The 16,746-nt window shown below is 59.5% G+C and carries 16 protein-coding genes; 8 read left to right on the top strand and 8 right to left on the bottom strand.

Features of this window, described 5'->3' with window-relative positions:
- Positions 1-45: 45 nt before the first annotated feature.
- The 3 genes from WG78_RS09605 to WG78_RS09595 form a co-directional block, all read right to left on the bottom strand.
- Positions 46-789: an oligogalacturonate-specific porin KdgM family protein gene (locus WG78_RS09605; protein ID WP_053937592.1), complete on the bottom strand. Its 744-nt coding sequence runs from the start codon at positions 787-789 to the stop codon at positions 46-48.
- Between the two features lie 214 nt (positions 790-1,003).
- Positions 1,004-2,371: an MFS transporter gene (locus tag WG78_RS09600; protein WP_053937591.1), complete on the bottom strand. Its 1,368-nt coding sequence runs from the start codon at positions 2,369-2,371 to the stop codon at positions 1,004-1,006.
- A gap of 20 nt (positions 2,372-2,391) precedes the next feature.
- Positions 2,392-3,615: an MFS transporter gene (locus WG78_RS09595; RefSeq protein WP_053937590.1), complete on the bottom strand. Its 1,224-nt coding sequence runs from the start codon at positions 3,613-3,615 to the stop codon at positions 2,392-2,394.
- Positions 3,616-3,799: 184 nt separating this feature from the next.
- Here WG78_RS09595 and uvrA point away from each other — a divergent pair, with 184 nt between their 5' ends.
- Positions 3,800-6,655 carry an excinuclease ABC subunit UvrA gene (gene uvrA, locus WG78_RS09590; RefSeq protein ID WP_053937589.1) on the top strand — a complete coding sequence of 952 codons (2,856 nt, stop codon included), beginning with the start codon at positions 3,800-3,802 and terminating at the stop codon, positions 6,653-6,655.
- Between the two features lie 75 nt (positions 6,656-6,730).
- Here uvrA and WG78_RS09585 read toward each other — a convergent pair whose 3' ends face one another.
- The gene (locus tag WG78_RS09585) at positions 6,731-8,107 is read right to left on the bottom strand and encodes a chitinase (RefSeq protein WP_083458887.1); all 1,377 of its coding nucleotides are present in this window, start codon (positions 8,105-8,107) and stop codon (positions 6,731-6,733) included.
- A 331-nt stretch (positions 8,108-8,438) separates the two neighbouring features.
- Between WG78_RS09585 and WG78_RS09580 the strand changes: the two genes are divergently transcribed.
- The gene (locus WG78_RS09580) at positions 8,439-9,173 is read left to right on the top strand and encodes a PEP-CTERM sorting domain-containing protein (RefSeq protein ID WP_053937588.1); all 735 of its coding nucleotides are present in this window, start codon (positions 8,439-8,441) and stop codon (positions 9,171-9,173) included.
- A gap of 84 nt (positions 9,174-9,257) precedes the next feature.
- Here the strand turns inward: WG78_RS09580 and WG78_RS09575 are convergent, their stop codons facing one another.
- Together WG78_RS09575 and gloB are read right to left on the bottom strand one after the other, a co-directional pair.
- Positions 9,258-10,919, bottom strand: coding sequence for a lytic transglycosylase (locus WG78_RS09575; protein WP_053937587.1), 1,662 nt, complete (start codon positions 10,917-10,919; stop codon positions 9,258-9,260).
- A gap of 101 nt (positions 10,920-11,020) precedes the next feature.
- A complete protein-coding gene (gene gloB / locus WG78_RS09570; RefSeq protein ID WP_053937586.1) occupies positions 11,021-11,785 on the bottom strand; it encodes a hydroxyacylglutathione hydrolase in 765 nt (254 codons plus the stop codon).
- Between gloB and WG78_RS09565 the strand changes: the two genes are divergently transcribed.
- The gene (locus WG78_RS09565) at positions 11,784-12,569 is read left to right on the top strand and encodes a class I SAM-dependent methyltransferase (protein ID WP_053937585.1); all 786 of its coding nucleotides are present in this window, start codon (positions 11,784-11,786) and stop codon (positions 12,567-12,569) included. The genes gloB and WG78_RS09565 overlap by 2 nt on opposite strands.
- A gap of 32 nt (positions 12,570-12,601) precedes the next feature.
- Here the strand turns inward: WG78_RS09565 and WG78_RS09560 are convergent, their stop codons facing one another.
- Positions 12,602-12,928 carry a hypothetical protein gene (locus WG78_RS09560; RefSeq protein ID WP_053937584.1) on the bottom strand — a complete coding sequence of 109 codons (327 nt, stop codon included), beginning with the start codon at positions 12,926-12,928 and terminating at the stop codon, positions 12,602-12,604.
- A 36-nt stretch (positions 12,929-12,964) separates the two neighbouring features.
- Here WG78_RS09560 and rnhA point away from each other — a divergent pair, with 36 nt between their 5' ends.
- The 5 genes from rnhA to ispF all read left to right on the top strand — a co-directional run bounded on the left by rnhA (position 12,965) and on the right by ispF (position 15,889).
- Positions 12,965-13,405, top strand: coding sequence for a ribonuclease HI (gene rnhA, locus WG78_RS09555; protein WP_053937583.1), 441 nt, complete (start codon positions 12,965-12,967; stop codon positions 13,403-13,405).
- An 85-nt stretch (positions 13,406-13,490) separates the two neighbouring features.
- On the top strand, positions 13,491-14,231 hold the full coding sequence (dnaQ, locus tag WG78_RS09550; protein ID WP_053937582.1) for a DNA polymerase III subunit epsilon: 741 nt from the start codon (positions 13,491-13,493) through the stop codon (positions 14,229-14,231).
- Positions 14,228-14,935, top strand: coding sequence for a 2-C-methyl-D-erythritol 4-phosphate cytidylyltransferase (ispD, locus tag WG78_RS09545; protein ID WP_053937581.1), 708 nt, complete (start codon positions 14,228-14,230; stop codon positions 14,933-14,935). Before dnaQ ends, ispD begins: the two co-directional genes overlap by 4 nt.
- A complete protein-coding gene (gene msrC, locus WG78_RS09540) occupies positions 14,928-15,425 on the top strand; it encodes a free L-methionine (R)-S-oxide reductase MsrC (protein WP_053937580.1) in 498 nt (165 codons plus the stop codon). Before ispD ends, msrC begins: the two co-directional genes overlap by 8 nt.
- A complete protein-coding gene (ispF, locus tag WG78_RS09535) occupies positions 15,416-15,889 on the top strand; it encodes a 2-C-methyl-D-erythritol 2,4-cyclodiphosphate synthase (RefSeq protein WP_053937579.1) in 474 nt (157 codons plus the stop codon). Before msrC ends, ispF begins: the two co-directional genes overlap by 10 nt.
- 17 nt (positions 15,890-15,906) lie before the next feature.
- On the opposite strand, the gene WG78_RS09530 is transcribed toward ispF, so the two are convergent.
- Positions 15,907-16,593 (bottom strand): glutathione S-transferase, encoded by a 687-nt coding sequence (locus WG78_RS09530; RefSeq protein ID WP_053937578.1) that lies wholly within the window; start codon positions 16,591-16,593, stop codon positions 15,907-15,909.
- Positions 16,594-16,746: the final 153 nt, after the last annotated feature.

The raw sequence follows: 16,746 nt of genomic DNA, 5'->3' as shown, positions 1-16,746 counted from the left end.
ATCGGGGCCAGCAGCGGCGGAGCCCGCAGGCCCCGCCCTACACAATCAGAAGCGCGAGATCAGCCCCAGCCGCAGCCGCCATTCGTTTTTGTCATTCATCAGATCGGCCGTGTTGCCCATATAAGCCACCTCCGCATACGGCAGCAGGTTGGGCTGCAGCGTGTAAGTGGCTTTCAGGTTGTGCAGGTATTGCGTGTTGCGACCGTTGTTGTAAACAAACTGGCTATCGTCTTTTTTGTTCCACGCGTAGTTGTATTCGATGGCGGTTTTGTCGATGAATTTGGTCAGGAAGAAATCGAGCTGCCACGCGCTGTCGTTGTTGCTGTGAACCTGGCCAGCGGGCATGCCGCGACGGGTCACCGAATCGTAATTGGCGTGGTCATAACGCACGCGCGCATCGGCACGCCAGGTGGGGTAGAACATCCAGTTGGCCCGCAGATAGGGCTTGATGATGGAGCCATTGGTGTTCCATGTCAGCACGCCGCCGGGCAGCAGGGTGACGGTCTCGCTAACGGGCACGGCATACCAGGCTTCGATTTCGTTGTAGTCGCTACGGAAACTGTCGATTGAACCCTGGCCATTGAAAATGCCAGCTTCCAGCGACGCACCAAAACCGTTTTGCCACACATTGACTACTTTGACGCGGCTGCGATATTGCTCGCTGCCAGTGCGATATTCGCCACGTACGTCGATATCAAAAGCGTGGGCACAGCTGAGGGCGGTTAACAGGCTCAGGCTGAGGGCGCTGGCGCGGAGGGTGTGATGGACGGTACGGCGGCGGACGGTCATTGCGGTTGCTCCCTTTGGGTAATGGGGAGCGAGTATTTGCTTGCCACGCGCAATTAAATTTGAGCTGGATCAAGCGTAGATGCGGCCTGGCGGCCTGCCTGCCGGGGTGCGAAAAACAACGCGGCAGTGCCGTTTTCAGGCCTGCCGCGTGTAGACATCACATTTTGAGATTATGGCGTTGCGGAGAACGTAAAAAGTACCAATCGGACAGCGCTTAAACGGCCCCGGTCTGGGTAATCAAGGCGCGCACCGCCGCCTCGTCCCAGCCACTTTGCATCACCTTGAGCAAGGCCACGCGCTCGTCCAGCAACACCACCGCTTCTTTAACGCCTGCCACGCGACCCAGCTGTTGTGACAGTTCGGCCGCGCTGCCGCGCCAGTCTTCGCCGATATGAAACATCTGTGTTTTAACCGGCAATGGTGGCTGCAGGCCCAGCGTGACGACCAGCCAGACGGCCATCAACACCGCGCACAGCCAGAATACTGGCGTCGCGCCGACATGCTGATACAGATAACCGGCGGCGGCCGAGCCCACAAACATCGCCAGCGACTGGCAGGTGTTGTACACGCCCATGGCGGTGCCTTTGGCGTCGGTGGGGGCAATCTTGCTGATCAGGCTGGGTTGCGTGGCTTCCAGAATATTGAAGGCGATAAAGTACAAGCCCAGCCACACAAAGATCATCAGCAGATTAGGCATATACAAAGCCATGCCGGTTTGCGCGACCAGCATCAAGGCAATGGCCAGCAAGAACACGCGTTTAAGCTGATTGCGTTTTTCCGCGATGATGACGGCCGGCACCATCAGTACAAAGCCGACCAGCACCACGGGTAGATAGACTTCCCAATGCTGTGCCACCGGAATATGCCCGGTACTGGCCAGCAGCAAAGGCATGACGGTAAACATGGCCATTTGTGCGGCATGCAGCGCAAATACGCCGTAGTTAAGCCGGCGCAATTGTGGGTGTTTCAGCACGGCGGGCAGGCGGCTGGGGTTGGCTTCAGCATCGGAATGAAAGCGCGACAACGTGGGCGACGGGATGATTTTCCAGACGCCGATCAGCGCGGCCACGGCCAGCACGGCGGTCAGCAAAAAGATGCCGGGCAGACCCACCCAGTTGGCCAGCGTGGGCGCAGCCACCAGCGACACCGCAAAGGTGGTGGCGATGCTGCCGCCAATCATGGCCATGGCCTTGGTGCGATTCTCTTCGCGCGTCAGGTCGGCCAGCAGCGCGGTAATCGCCGCCGAAATAGCCCCAGCGCCTTGCAGTGCGCGGCCCGCAATCATCCATTCAATGCTGTGCGCGCTGGCGCAGACCACGCTGCCGATTGCGAAGAGCACCAGGCCGACGTAGATGACTTTTTTGCGGCCGACCCGGTCGGACCACATGCCAAACGGCAACTGCAGACACGCCTGGGTTAGACCATAAGCGCCAAACGCCAGGCCCACCAGCGCGTGATTGTTGCCGCCATCCAGATGCGTCGCGTACAGCGCAAACACCGGCAAGATCAGAAACATGCCCAGCATGCGCAGGGCATACAACCCGGCCAGGCCGAGCGAAGCGCGTAATTCCAGAGGATTCATCGTATGGGTATCTAAGCGGGTCAGGCTGCGCGTTTATGGTCCAGATCAGGCAGGAACATGGTGATCAAACCCAGCAAGGGCAAGAACGCGCATAGGTGGTAAACAAATTCGATGCTGGTGTGATCAGCCAGTACGCCCAGCGTGGCGGCGCCGATGCCGCCCATGCCAAAGGCGAAGCCAAAGAACAGACCCGACACCATGCCCACCTTGCCGGGAATCAGTTCTTGCGCATACACCAGGATGGCCGAAAACGCCGAAGCCAGCACCACGCCGATGATCACGGTCAGGACGCCGGTCCAGAACAGATTGGCGTACGGCAGCACCAGCGTAAAAGGAGCAACGCCCAGGATGGACGCCCAGATGACATACTTGCGCCCGATACGATCACCCACCGGCCCGCCGATAACGGTGCCCGCGGCGACGGCAAACAGAAACACAAACAGATGCACCTGTGCCGATTGCACCGAAACGCCAAATTTCTGGATCAGGTAAAAGGTGAAATAACTGCCGATGCTGGCCATATAAAAATACTTGGAGAAAATCAGCGCCAGCAAAATGGCAATCGAAGTGCCAATCTGTTTACGGCTAAGGTTGTGCGCGGCGACGCGGCTGGCCTTGGCGCGCGCGCCCTGCCGGTGGATGCGATACCAGCCGCCCACCTTGTACAGCACCACCATGGCCACCAGCGCCGCCAGCGAAAACCAGGCAATGCTGCCTTGACCATGCGGCACGATAATTGCGGCAGCCAGCAATGGCCCCATTGAACTTCCAAGGTTGCCCCCCACTTGGAAAAGGGACTGCGCCAGGCCATGCCGACCGCCCGAAGCCATCCGCGCCACGCGGCTGGATTCCGGATGAAAGATGGAAGACCCGGTGCCGACCAGCGCAGCCGCCAACAGCAACCAGCCAAAGCTGGGTGCCACCGACAGCAATAACAAACCCGCCAGCGTAAAGCCCATGCCGATCGGCAACGAATACGGTTGCGGTTTACGATCGGTATACAGCCCCACCACCGGTTGCAGCAGCGAAGCGGTGATCTGATACGTCAAGGTAATCAGGCCAATCTGGGTAAAGCTCAGATGAAAACCACCCTTCAGGATCGGGTAGATCGCCAGGAACAACGACTGGATCATGTCGTTGAGCAGATGCGAAAAACTGATCGCGCCCAACACGCCAAAGGCGGTGGATTGGGCAGCGGGCGTCGTGTTGGCGGGCGTGGCCGTCGTCGTGGCGCTGGTTTGCATAAGCGATTCGTCGCACTGATCAAGAGCGGAAAACCGCCATTCTAACAGGCTGGCGCACCACACCAGGTTCAGCCGCCGGTTTTTATCACATTGGGCCTCGCAACGCCCGGCCTTACTGGCCGATTCTGTTATATTCACGGATTGCCCGCGTGGGCATTCAGCACATTGGCATCAGGCCCGGATAATGAGCTACCGTCCTACCGCAGAACAAGATATCCCGCTGATCCGCATACGCGGCGCACGCACCCATAACCTCAAGAACGTCAGTCTCGATCTGCCCCGCGGCAAGCTGGTGGTGATTACGGGGCTGTCGGGCTCGGGCAAATCGTCTCTGGCTTTCGACACCTTGTATGCCGAAGGCCAGCGGCGTTACGTCGAGTCTTTGTCGGCCTACGCCCGCCAGTTTTTGCAGCTGATGGAAAAACCCGATGTTGATCTGATCGAAGGCCTGAGCCCGGCGATCTCGATTGAACAAAAGGCCACCAGCCACAATCCGCGCTCCACCGTGGGCACCGTCACCGAAATCCACGATTACCTGCGCTTGCTGTTTGCCCGCGTGGGCACGCCGTACTGCCCGGATCACGATCTGCCGCTGGAATCACAGACCGTCAGCCAGATGGTGGACCATGTGCTGGCGCTGGAAGACGAAACCCGGCTGATGATTCTGGCTCCGCTGATTGTGGGCCGCAAAGGTGAAAACCTGGAGCTGTTTGACGAGCTGCGCGCGCAAGGTTTTGTGCGCGTGCGCGTGGATGGCGAGACCTACGAACTCGACGCCGTGCCCAAGCTCGACAAGAACAAAAAACACACCATCGAAGTGGTGATCGACCGTCTTAAAGTGCGCGCCGATCTTAAACAACGGGTGGCCGAGTCGTTTGAAACCGCCTTGCGTCACGCCGATGGCCGCGCCATTGCGGTGGAAATGGATAGCGGCAAAGAACACTGGTTCTCGTCGCGCTTTGCCTGCCCGGTGTGCAGCTTCAGCCTGCCCGAACTCGAACCGCGTCTGTTCTCGTTCAATAATCCGATGGGCGCCTGTCCCAAGTGCGACGGCCTCGGCCAGATCACCTTCTTTGATCCCAAACGCGTGGTGGCGCATCCAGAGCTCAGCCTGGCCGCTGGCGCGATCAAGGGGTGGGACAAGCGCAACCAGTTCTATTTTCAGATGTTGGGCAGCCTGGCCGAGCATTACGGCTTTGATCTGAACACGGCCTGGGAAGACCTGACCGACGAAGTGCGCACCGCCGTGCTGCATGGTTCGGGCAAGGATCAGATCGCGTTTATCTATATGAATGAACGCGGTAGCAAGTTCGAACGCATCCATAGCTTTGAAGGCATCATCCCCAATCTGGAACGCCGTTATCGCGAGACTGATTCGATGACGGTGCGCGAAGAACTGGCCAAATATCAGAATAACCAGCCGTGCCCAAGCTGTGGCGGTTCGCGTCTGCGCCGGGAAGCCCGCTTTGTGAAAGTCGGCACCGAAACGCTGCATGCGATTGCGCAAATGGCGCTGCGCGATGCCAGCCAGTTTTTTACCGCGCTGGAATTTGAAGGCAATAAAGCGCAGATCGCCGAGAAAATCGTCAAGGAAATCCGCGAGCGCCTGGGCTTTCTGGTTAACGTCGGCCTTGATTATCTGAGTCTGGAACGCAGCGCCGACACGCTGTCGGGCGGCGAGGCGCAACGGATTCGCCTCGCCTCGCAGATTGGTTCGGGGCTGACCGGCGTGATGTATGTGCTGGACGAACCGTCGATTGGTTTGCATCAACGCGATAACGATCGCCTGATCGGCACGCTGATGCGCCTGCGCGATCTGGATAACACCGTGATTGTGGTCGAGCACGACGAGGATGCCATTCGCGCCGCCGATTACCTGGTCGATATGGGGCCCGGTGCGGGCGAGCATGGCGGCTCGGTCATTGCCGCTGGGTTGCCCGCAGAAGTGATGGCCAATCCGGATTCGATTACCGGTCAATTTCTCAGCGGCGCGCGTCGGATCGAGCTGCCGGAAACGCGCCGTTCACCCGATCCAGACAAGTGGTTCACGCTGAAAGGCGCGCACGGCAACAACCTTAAATACGTTGATCTGGCGCTGCCCGCCGGTTTGCTGGTGTGCATTACCGGCGTATCGGGCTCCGGCAAGTCCACGCTGATCAACGACACGCTGTACGCGATTGCGGCGCGTGATCTGAATGGTGCGTCGTCCGAACCGGCGCCGTTCCAGGAAATCAACGGGCTGGATCTGTTCGACAAGGTGATTAACGTTGATCAGTCGCCGATTGGCCGCACGCCGCGTTCCAACCCAGCCACGTATACCGGTTTGTTTACGCCGATCCGCGAGTTGTTCTCGGGCGTGCCTACCAGTCGTGAACGTGGCTATGGCCCGGGGCGCTTCAGCTTTAACGTCAAGGGCGGCCGCTGCGAAGCGTGTCAGGGCGATGGCGTGATCAAGGTTGAGATGCACTTTTTGCCGGATGTGTATGTGCCGTGCGATGTGTGTCACGGCAAGCGCTACAACCGCGAAACGCTGGAAGTGCAATACAAGGGCAAGAGCATCACCGAAGTGCTGGAAATGACGGTGGAGCATGCGCTGGAGTTCTTCCAGGCCGTGCCCACTGTGGCGCGCAAACTGCAGACGCTGATGGACGTGGGCCTGGGCTATATCCGCCTGGGTCAGTCGGCCACCACGTTGTCGGGTGGCGAAGCGCAACGGGTGAAGCTGGCGCTGGAATTATCCAAACGCGATACCGGCCGCACGCTGTATATCCTGGATGAGCCGACCACGGGTTTGCACTTCCACGATATCGATCTGCTGCTGGGCGTGGTGCGGCGCTTGCGCGAGCACGGCAATACCGTGGTCGTCATCGAGCACAACCTGGACGTGATCAAAACCGCGGACTGGATTGTCGACCTGGGCCCCGAAGGCGGGGCGGGTGGCGGCGAGATTATCGCGGTGGGCACGCCGGAAGATGTGGCCGCCAACAAGAAATCGCACACCGGGCATTATCTGGCGCGCGTGCTGGAGTCGCACAAGTAAGCGGGTTTTTGCCGGGCTTGCGTGGATAAAAAAACGGGACCGACTGGTCCCGTTTTCTATGGTGCGTTGCCGGGATTACGGCAAGGCGTGCAGATGCGCCGCCACCGCCGGGCTGAAGTTAAAGCCGTCGTACTTGTCCCAGTTGATCGACCACGTCATGACGCCGCGGAAGGTCGGGTAAGCCTGGTTCGGTTTAACCGTGCCGCAATTGGTCAAGGTAGTCAGGCAATCCACGGCCGCGTTGACGGTCGCGGTGGTCACAAAGCCGGTATTGGCCGACTTGTTGCCGCTCGGTACGCCAAACGCCACCTGATCCGGACGCAGACCGGTAAAGCTGCCCGAATTGCCGTAACCCAGCGGGAAGCCTTCGATCAGCATCTTGCTGCCAGCCACCAGCATATCCACCGAACCTTCCGGCAAGGCATTGGCGTTATACGGCGTGTACAGGCCACCGTTGTTGTAGTACTGCACGTGGATCACGGTCAGCTCGTTGCGCAAGCCATCGATAATCGGCAGATAGGCGCCCCAGATTCCGCCATAGGTGATGTAGCCGCCTTGCACATACGGATGCTCAGGCGCCATCGACAGATAGAAGCTGCTGCCGACCTTGGCTTTCAGTTGCTTAACACCGGTGACCAGGTTGTTGATGATGGCCGCGCCGGACGTTACGCCGCTGCCGCTTTCCAGATCCAGATCGATACCGTCAAAGCCGTATTTGGTAATCAGGCCGTACAGGCTGTTTACAAAATTGGTGACGTCCGAGGCGCTGTTCAGCGTAATCGAACCGTCCTGACCACCGAGCGACAACACCACTTTTTTGCCTGCGGCTTTCTTGGCGGCGATTTCGGCGATGAATTGCGCTTCGGTGCCGGCATCGGGGTCGAGCGTAAAGCTGACGTTACCGTTGCCTGCGTTGTCGGCGAAGGCCACCACGATCACGTCGTAATCATTGCTGACGTTGGCGATGTGGAAGGTTGGGCCGCTCGGATTGGTGAAGTTGTGCCAGTAGCCCACCAGCGCGTGCTTGGCCAGCGAGCCAGACGGCGTCGGGGTGGGCGCGGGCGTCGGCGTGGGGGCCGGGGTTGGCGTTGGAGCCGGCGTGGGCGTCGGCGCCGGAGTAGGCGTCGGAGTGGGTTTGGGCGTCGGCGCCGGGGTGGGCGTGGGGGTCGGTGCTGGCGTTGGTGTGGGCGTCGGTGTCGGCGTGGCGCTATCTACGCCCAGGTCTTGCCACAGGCTAGGCGTTGCCGCCGGGTTCCAGCCCGCGCCGGCATAGTCGGTCTGGGTAACCAGCGCTTTGTAATCATGGCCGTTGTAATAAACGATGGTGCCTGCGGAATAAGTGCCGCCATCCACCCAGGTGGGGTAAGCCATGGCCATGGCCGAGGCAAACAGGGCAGGCAAAGCGACAAGCGCGACTTTCCCTTGTCCGCGTGCGAACAATTTGTGCTTCATGGGTACATCCTCCGGTTACAACTGTTTGTACTGTTTTAGGAACTGCGATGGTATTTTTACCATCCGTCCCGATTATGCGGAGGCTCCCGGCACTGTCAACGCTGCGGCAGCAGAATCAGCATTTGTCCGACACCGGCCGACACAATGCGTGATGTCGTTCACAAAATGGCCGCATGATCGCAGATCAGCGGACAAAAAAATCGATACCCTTCGTTGGTCACAATGCTTACGTGAATAAAACTTTTAAATTATGTTCTATATAAGATTGGCTTGGAGATTATTGGTCTCCACCTTCGGCACCTCCGCCTGAACCACCCCCATGGAGTCTTGTATGAACTTTCGCCCCGCCCTGATTGCAGCAGCGCTGCTCGCCGCTGCTGCGGCCAATGCGCACGCCACCGTAGTTCCGTTAAGCTTCGATCTGACCACGCGTATTCAGTTAAGCAATGGTTTGAGCCTTAACGGCACGCCGGCTCAAACGTCCGGTGGCATCATTGGCTCTGACATTGCGGGGGGCGGGCTCGCCGCGCCTGCCACTACGGATTTCAGCATTGCCACCACTCATGCCGCGCTAGCGCAAACGCTGGACTCCGATGGTCTCGGTTTTCATGCGCTTGGGCAGTACTGGCCCATTGCCCAGGACACCGCAACGTGGGCGGGCACTGGACTGCAGTTTGCCATTGCTACAAATGGCTACGCGGGGACCATCACCGTCGATTACGACTTGCTGATTACCCTGCCGGCCGACCCTGCTCTGGTCAGTGGTGGCGTGGATAGTCTGTTCGACTCCAGCCTGACCGGGCAGTCCTCTCAAGGGATTGCGCCGAACACATACGCCACCGGCGTCACTGAGTACAAGGGTAGTTTTATCTATACGGTAGGCGCACTGGACAGCAGCACAGGTACAGGCATCTATACGCTTGGGCTTAGCCAGATTGGCAATTTTTATGGCACACGCGCTTTTCCGACCGCCCCTGTTCCTGAGCCAGAAACTTACGCGTTGATGGGCGTGGGCGTGGTGGGCTTGATGGCGACAGCGCGTCGGCGAGTGCGCAAGAACAGCTAAGAATTACCACGTAAAAAAGGCGTCGACATTGCGTCGACGCCTTTTTTACGTCCAGACCCGCGCTAGCCAGGTCTGTCCATTTGATTAACCATTAGGCTGATAAATCACCAACTGGATGCCCGGCGAAAACGGCTGCGGGTTCCAGCGTTTCAGGTCATCCGTATCCACATTGTGCTTGTGCGCAATCGAGGCCATGGTGTCGCCGCGGCGCACCGTATAGCGCTGCGCCTGACCGCGGTCGCTGGTTTTATGCGACGAAGCATTGGCCGCCAGTTTCAGCGTCTGGCCCATGCTGATGTGATTGCCATGCAGACCATTGATGCTCTTGAGCGCGGCCACGCTCATGCCATAACGCTTGGCGATGTTGAACACGGTATCGCCACGTGCCACGCGATAGGTGCTGGGCGTGTCGTCATCCGCGGCGGGGGCAGCGGCCTGGGCCGACTGGCGTAGCGCCACCTTGACCACATGCGCGGGCGGCGTGGCAATCTGCACTTTACGCGGCGCATCTTGCGCCCCCGTATCCACCGGATCAGCCGCGCGGTTGGCGGCCAGCGCCACCAGCGTTTGCTGTTCGGTCGCGTCGATATCGGCGCTCTTGGGCACCAGGATGGTCTGGCCGCGCGCAACGCGTTCGCGGTTGCCGATATCGTTGATATCTTTGAGTTCGGCCACGGTAATGCCAAACGACGTAGCCAGCTTGTCCAGGCTTTCGCCCGAATGCGTCACATACGGTTGCCAGTTCAGCAGCGGCTTGTCGCCATTGGCGGCCAGGTTTTTCTCGAAAATATCGACCTTGTTGGCGGGCAGCACCAGTTGGCGATCATCTTTGTGCGCGATCACCGGGCGGATAAAGCCCGGGTTCAGGCGCAGCAATTCATCCACCGGCACTTCGGCCAGTTCGGCCGCCACTTTCACGTCCATATGCCGGCCCGGCGTGACCGTCGCAAAGTACGGCTGGTTAGGCAGCGCTGCCAGCGTGATGCCATAGGCGGACGGGTTGGCGATGATATTGCGCACGGCCAGCAGCTTGGGCACGTAATTACGCGTCTCGTCCGGCATGCGGATGCTGGCGTAATCGGTAGGCAGCCCGGCCGCTTCGTTTTTGGCGATGGCGCGCGCGACGCCGTTTTCGCCCCAGTTGTACGAAGCCAGCACCAGTTGCCAGTCGCCAAACATGCCATACAGTTCTTGCAGATAATCCAGCGCGCCTTGGGTAGCGGCCACCACATCGCGACGACCGTCATACCACCAGGTACGCTCCAGCCCGTAACGCTTGCCGGTTTCGGGAATGAACTGCCACATCCCGGCCGCTTTGGCGCTCGATTCGGCTTTCGGGTTGTACGCGCTTTCGATCATCGGCAGCAGCGCAAACTCCATCGGCATGCCGCGCTTTTCCACTTCGCTGGTCACGTAGTACAGATAGCGCGAGCCGCGATCGATAATGCGCGCCAGATAATCAGGGCGCGCGGCGTAATAGTTTTCCCATTTGGTCACCAGCGGGCTGTCCACGTCTTGCAGCGCAAAGCCGCCGCGCACGCGATCCCACAGGTTATCGTAATGGATGCTGGCGACGGAATCGTCACCGAAGAGGGTGGACACGGTCTGTGCGGTGTCGTCAGACAACGAAAAGGCCGGGTCGCGCAATTGATAGTCGATACGGGTTACGGTGCCAGAAATATCTTCCGCCATCGCCGCCGCACTGAACAGGCCCAACAACAGGCCTGCAAGCAGTCGGTATTTCATTGTGACAACCCTGCTAAAGCTCAAAATTGGCACCGATGGTGCCGGGCAGGCGCCGCCGCTGTCAATGCGCGATTGGGCTTGAATGGGCCGGGCGGTCGGATTCAGGCTCTGAAATGATCCTTCCATCGGCGCAGTGTTGCAAAAACCTGCACTGGATCAAGTGCTTGCGCGCCTTGAGCTAAAGCACTTTCTTTGATGCCAACGGCATCAAAACGCAGGAAAGGATTAGTCTGAATTTCCAGTTCCAGCGTGGAAGGCAGCGTGGGCAGGCCCGCTGCGCGCGTAAATTGTGCGGCGGCAAAACGCGCCTGCAGATCCAGATTGCCCGGCTCGGCGGCCAGGGCAAATTTCAGGTTATCCAGCGTGTATTCATGTGTGCAGCACACGCGGGTGGCGGGCGGCAGCGCGGCCAGCTTTTGCAGTGAGGCAAACATCTGCTCGGGCGTGCCTTCAAACAAACGGCCGCAACCGGCGGCAAACAAGGTATCGCCACAGAATACGGCGCCCGGCGCGCCTGCTGCATAAAATGCCAGATGATCGAGCGTATGGCCCGGCACGGCCATTACCTCCACCGGCGTGCCCTGCACATCCAGCGTGTTGCCTTCCGTCACCGCATGGTTAACCAGGTCAATATGACCAGGTCCGTACACCGGACAGGGCGCGGCCTGGGCCAGTTGTGCCAGGCCGCCGGTATGATCGCCGTGGTGGTGCGTAACCAGGATGCCCGCCAGGCTAAGCTGGTGCTGGGCCAGATACGCCAGCAACGGCGCCGCTTCGCCCGGGTCGACCGCAAACGCATGGCGGTCATCGTGCAAAAGCCAGATATAATTCGTTTCCAGAATCGGAATCGGGGTGATCTTGAACATGGACATGCCCGTTGGTGTGGAAAATACGTTCGACTATTTTGCCGAGTGGCTGCAAAGCCCGCTAGGCCGCTATCTGCTGGCCGAAGAAGCCGCGTGGTTTGATCGGACCACCGCAGACATCTTTGGTTATAAGGCGGTGCAGCTGGAATTGCCGCAGATGGATTGTCTGCGCGCCAACCGCATGCCGTGGCGCACGCTGGTCGGCCAGTCGGCCGGCACGCGCGTGCGTTGCTGCGGCGAATTCTTGCCGTTTGAGGCGCAATCGATCGATTTGCTGGTGATGCCGCATGTGCTGGATTATTGCACCGATCCGCATCAGGTATTGCGCGAAGCCGAACGGGTGCTGGTGCCCGAAGGCCGCTTGCTGATCACGGGCTTTAATCCGTGGAGCCTGTGGGGGTTAAAGCGTTTCAAGCACAAGCAACACGAAGTACCGTGGCGCGGGCAGTTTATTTCGTTGCCGCGGCTGAAAGACTGGTTGTCTTTGCTGAACCTGGAAAGCATGCGCGGCGAATATCTGCTGTACAGCTTGCCGGTGCAGCGCGAGAAATGGCTGACGCGGTCAAAATTTTTAGAGGACGCGGGCGATCGTTGGTGGCCCGCGGCCGGTGGCGTGTATTGCCTGGATGTGGTCAAGCGCGTGCGGGGCGTGCGCATGATCGAACCGAAATGGCGGCGCGTGCCCACGCCGACCACGGCCCCGGCGGCCGCGATCGACAAGGCAGGCGATGCGCGGATCGAGCGTCTGCAGCAACAAGCCGCCAAAGATCGCTGCAAGCCGTAATGCAGTGGGATGAAAAAAGCGGGCGCCGGCCCTCAGGATTTGGCCAGCGGCACTGGCGTGTCTTTGTCGCAAGCGCGTGCCGTATCGGCCAGATCTTGCAGGATGCGCAGGCCGTCGGTGCGGTTCTTGATGGCGATATGCAGATCGTGTCCGCTGCCCAGATTGCCGCCGCCAAATACAATATGCACGTCGTTATCGGTCAGATCGACATATTGCACCACGGTCAGATTCAGATAACGGTCGTAGCGCGCCGCGACATCTTTGCCGGCAGGTACTTTCCACAGGCAGAACGGCGCGGCCAGCGTCGGCGCCGCCACGGTGGCGGCAATCAGGGTCAGAGCGAGCAGTGCGACGCGCATGGGGTTCTCCCGGTTGGTTTTATTAATGGATTCTGAATGGCCACATTAGAGATTTATACCGACGGGGCCTGTAAGGGCAACCCTGGTCCCGGCGGTTGGGGCGCTTTATTACGTTATGGCGCACAAGAGAAAGAATTGTTTGGCGGCGAAGCACATACCACCAACAATCGCATGGAGTTGATGGCGGTGATCGAAGGCCTGGGCATTCTTACCCGCGCGTGCGATGCCATCGTCTACACCGATTCGCAGTACGTAAAGAATGGCATCGAAAGCTGGATTCATGGCTGGAAACGCAACGGCTGGAAGACGGCCGACAAAAAGCCCGTCAAAAACGCCGATTTGTGGCAGCGACTGGACACCGAAGTAGCGCGCCATAAGGTCACCTGGCGCTGGGTAAAAGGCCATAGCGGTCATGAGCTCAACGAGCGCGCCGATCAACTGGCCAATCGTGGCGTGGATTCGGTGTTGGGTCGTTAAGCGCTGGCATTGTGCTGAGCGGGGCGCGCCGGCGTGCCCCTGCGCAAGCCGTAACAAGTTGTTTTACAAGGTTGGGCTGTAGCTTATGCGTCAAATTCTTCTGGATACCGAAACCACCGGCCTGCGCGTGGAAGACGGCAACCGTATTCTTGAAATTGCCGCGGTCGAAATGATCGACCGCAAGGTCTCGGCTGCGGATGTGCATCTGCATCTGTACATCAACCCCGAACGCGATAGCGAAGAGGGCGCGCTCAACGTGCACGGGCTGACCACCGACTTTCTGGCCGACAAACCGAAGTTTGCCCATGTGGTCGACCAGTTTCTCGAATTCGTACGCGGTTCCGAGCTGATCATCCACAACGCGCCGTTTGACGTGGCGTTTCTGAACCACGAACTGGGCAAGCTCAAGCGCGGCAAGATTCAGGACTATGTGCATAGCGTGATCGATACGCTGGCGATGGCCAAAGACCAGTTTCCCGGCAAGCGTAATAGTCTGGATGCGTTATGCGACCGCTTTGAAGTCGATCGCTCGGCGCGGGTATTGCACGGCGCGCTGATTGACTGCGAACTGCTGGCCGAAGTGTATCTGGCCATGACGCGCGGCCAGGACAGCTTGTTGATGGACTTCGTCAACGACGGCAGCACCGACAGCAATGGCCAGATTGTGGTGCGCGCCAGCCGTGGCGCACTCAAGGTGGCGCTGCCGACGCCGGAAGAGCTGACGCTGCATGAGAGTTATCTCAACGATCTCGACAAGATCGTCAAAGGCCAATGCTTGTGGCACGCCATCGAAGCACCGCCCGTCCCGGCCGAGGCTGCGGCATGACCGCCTGTATCGCGTTGCTGCCCGCTGCGGGTAGCGGCAGCCGCATGGGTGTGGCCCAACCCAAACAATATTTGCCCTTGCTGGGGCAGCCGCTGATCTGGCACACGCTCACCGCCTTGCACGCGGTGCCGCGTTTGCAACGCATTGTGGTGGTGCTGAGCGCTGACGATGATGATTGGGATCAGTTTGATTGGTCCGGCTTTACGCGACTGACCGTGTTGCGCTGTGGCGGCGACACCCGTGCCCGCAGCGTGCGCAATGGCCTCAACGCCTTGGCTGCCGCCGGCCAGAATCCGCAAGACTGGGTGCTGGTGCATGATGCCGCACGCCCCTGTATCGCGCCGGAACTGGTGGACCAACTGATCGATACGCTGTTCGATGATGCGGTCGGTGGCATCCTGGCGGTGCCGGTGGCCGATACGCTCAAGCAGGCGTCGGCCGACCAGCATATCGCCGCCACCCGCCCGCGCGACGGCTTGTGGCAGGCGCAAACGCCGCAAATGTTTCGCGTCGGCCCGCTGACCGGCGCTTTGGATCACGTCTCCGAAGCCCACATTACCGATGAAGCCAGCGCCATGGAACAGCAGGGCCACGCCCCGCGCCTGGTGCACGGCAGCCCGTGGAATCTCAAAGTGACTTACCCGCAGGATCTGCAACTGGCTAGCCTGATCCTGCAACAACGCAAGGAAGCGCCGCATGGCTGAAAATCTGATTATTGAAGACGGCGACAAGGCCGCTAAATACGCCGCGTTGGTGCCGCAAATCCGCGCGCTGCTCGACGGCGAAAACGACGAAATCGCGCGCATGGCTAATGCCGTGGCCGCGTTGCAACAAACCTTTGGCTGGCTGTGGACCGGTTTTTATCGCGTGGTGGGCGATGAACTGGTACTCGGGCCGTTCCAGGGGCCGATTGCCTGCACGCGCATTGCGCACGGCAAAGGCGTGTGTGGCGACGCATGGGCGCGTAACGAAACGCTAGTGGTGCCTGATGTTGACGCTTTTCCGGGTCATATTGCGTGCTCATCGCTGTCGCGTTCCGAAATCGTGGTACCGCTGCATGACGCCAGCGGCAAAGTGATTGCGGTGCTGGATGTCGATTCGACCGATCTGAACACCTATGACGCCATCGATAAAGAATGGCTGGAACAAGTGGCCGCCATCGTGACGCAAACCGAGGCCGTGGCATGCGCATAGGTCAGGGCTGGGATGTGCACCGTCTGGTGCCCGATCGCTTGCTGATTCTGGGCGGCGTCACCATTCCGTTTGAACTGGGCTTGCTGGGCCATTCGGATGCCGATGCCTTGTTGCACGCAATTACGGATGCGGTATTGGGCGCGGCAGGCTTGGGCGATATCGGCCGGCATTTTCCGGATACCGCCGCCGAATTCAAAGGCGCGGACAGCCGCGTACTCTTGCGCGAGGCCGTCAAGCGCGTGAATGCGGCCGGTTGGAAAGTGGGCAATGTCGACGCCAGCATTCTGATTCAGCGTCCGAAAATGGCGCCGCATATTCCGGCCATGGTGGCCAATATCGCGGCCGACCTCGGGATTGCAGCCGGCCAGGTTAACGTTAAAGCCAAAACCTACGAAAAGCTGGGCCCGGTCGGCAATTCCGAAGCCGTCGAAGCCCAGGCCGTCTGTTTGTTGTTGCCGGTCTGATCAGTAGATCAAGCTGATCAAGCCGGATCGCCTAGCGAGAAAGGTCCGCCTTTCTCCAGGGCGCGCGCATAGGCGGGGCGGGCATGGATCCGCTCCAGCCAAGCTTTGGCTTTGGGATATTTGCTAAAGCCGCTGCGCGCATTGGCCGCTTCCATGGCAAAACTCATCTGGATATCCGCCCCCGAGAATTCTTCTCCGGCAAACCAGGTGCTCTTGTTTAATTCGCCCTCAATAAACGCCAGATGCGTTTTGAGTTGCGGCCCCAAAAACACCGCTTTGACCTTGCTGGCAATACCGCGCACCACCGGCCGGATAAAGAACGGCATCGGTTGTTCCGGCATCTTGTTGAAGACCAGGCTCATGACCAGGAGCGGCATGATCGAGCCCTCGGCATAGTGCAGCCAATAGGTAAAGCGCAGCCGCTCCGGCGTATTGCTGGCCGGACGCAACCAGCCTTCGCCATAGTTATCCAGCAGGTATTCAATGATGGCGCCCGATTCGGCAATCACCACCGGCGCGCCATTACGGTCATCGGTAATCACCGGCGATTTGCCCAGTGGATGAATCGCGCGCAATTCGGGCGGGGCCAGCATGGTTTTGGCATCGCGCTGATAGCGCACGATTTCGTATTGCACGCCCAGTTCTTCCAGCAGCCATAACACGCGCTGCGAGCGCGAATTGTTGAGGTGATGCACGGTAATCATCGTCGGGGTTCCGCAAGGTGTTTTTAAAAGCTGGCCCTGACTTTAGCCTGGATTGCGCGCGTGGCGTGTCGGCGATTGGCGCATATCGGCCCTCCGGGATAGGCCTTATAAGCATTCAAAACGGTTTGAGACTATGCTGCGCGCAACGCAGGA

It is taken from the genome of Amantichitinum ursilacus, from assembly GCF_001294205.1.
GTDB classification, from domain to species: Bacteria; Pseudomonadota; Gammaproteobacteria; order Burkholderiales; family Chitinibacteraceae; genus Amantichitinum; species Amantichitinum ursilacus.
Note: the sequence above shows the minus strand (reverse complement) of the source record. Positions and strands in the feature narration are given on the sequence as shown.

Coding starts and splice junctions, on each gene's coding strand:
- WG78_RS09605 (WP_053937592.1), bottom strand. CDS start 789: ATGACCGTCCGCCGCCGTACCGTCCATCACACCCTCCGCGCCAGCGCC.
- WG78_RS09600 (WP_053937591.1), bottom strand. CDS start 2,371: ATGAATCCTCTGGAATTACGCGCTTCGCTCGGCCTGGCCGGGTTGTAT.
- WG78_RS09595 (WP_053937590.1), bottom strand. CDS start 3,615: ATGCAAACCAGCGCCACGACGACGGCCACGCCCGCCAACACGACGCCC.
- uvrA (WP_053937589.1), top strand. CDS start 3,800: ATGAGCTACCGTCCTACCGCAGAACAAGATATCCCGCTGATCCGCATA.
- WG78_RS09585 (WP_083458887.1), bottom strand. CDS start 8,107: ATGAAGCACAAATTGTTCGCACGCGGACAAGGGAAAGTCGCGCTTGTC.
- WG78_RS09580 (WP_053937588.1), top strand. CDS start 8,439: ATGAACTTTCGCCCCGCCCTGATTGCAGCAGCGCTGCTCGCCGCTGCT.
- WG78_RS09575 (WP_053937587.1), bottom strand. CDS start 10,919: ATGAAATACCGACTGCTTGCAGGCCTGTTGTTGGGCCTGTTCAGTGCG.
- WG78_RS09565 (WP_053937585.1), top strand. CDS start 11,784: ATGGACATGCCCGTTGGTGTGGAAAATACGTTCGACTATTTTGCCGAG.
- gloB (WP_053937586.1), bottom strand. CDS start 11,785: ATGTTCAAGATCACCCCGATTCCGATTCTGGAAACGAATTATATCTGG.
- WG78_RS09560 (WP_053937584.1), bottom strand. CDS start 12,928: ATGCGCGTCGCACTGCTCGCTCTGACCCTGATTGCCGCCACCGTGGCG.
- rnhA (WP_053937583.1), top strand. CDS start 12,965: ATGGCCACATTAGAGATTTATACCGACGGGGCCTGTAAGGGCAACCCT.
- dnaQ (WP_053937582.1), top strand. CDS start 13,491: ATGCGTCAAATTCTTCTGGATACCGAAACCACCGGCCTGCGCGTGGAA.
- ispD (WP_053937581.1), top strand. CDS start 14,228: ATGACCGCCTGTATCGCGTTGCTGCCCGCTGCGGGTAGCGGCAGCCGC.
- msrC (WP_053937580.1), top strand. CDS start 14,928: ATGGCTGAAAATCTGATTATTGAAGACGGCGACAAGGCCGCTAAATAC.
- ispF (WP_053937579.1), top strand. CDS start 15,416: ATGCGCATAGGTCAGGGCTGGGATGTGCACCGTCTGGTGCCCGATCGC.
- WG78_RS09530 (WP_053937578.1), bottom strand. CDS start 16,593: ATGATTACCGTGCATCACCTCAACAATTCGCGCTCGCAGCGCGTGTTA.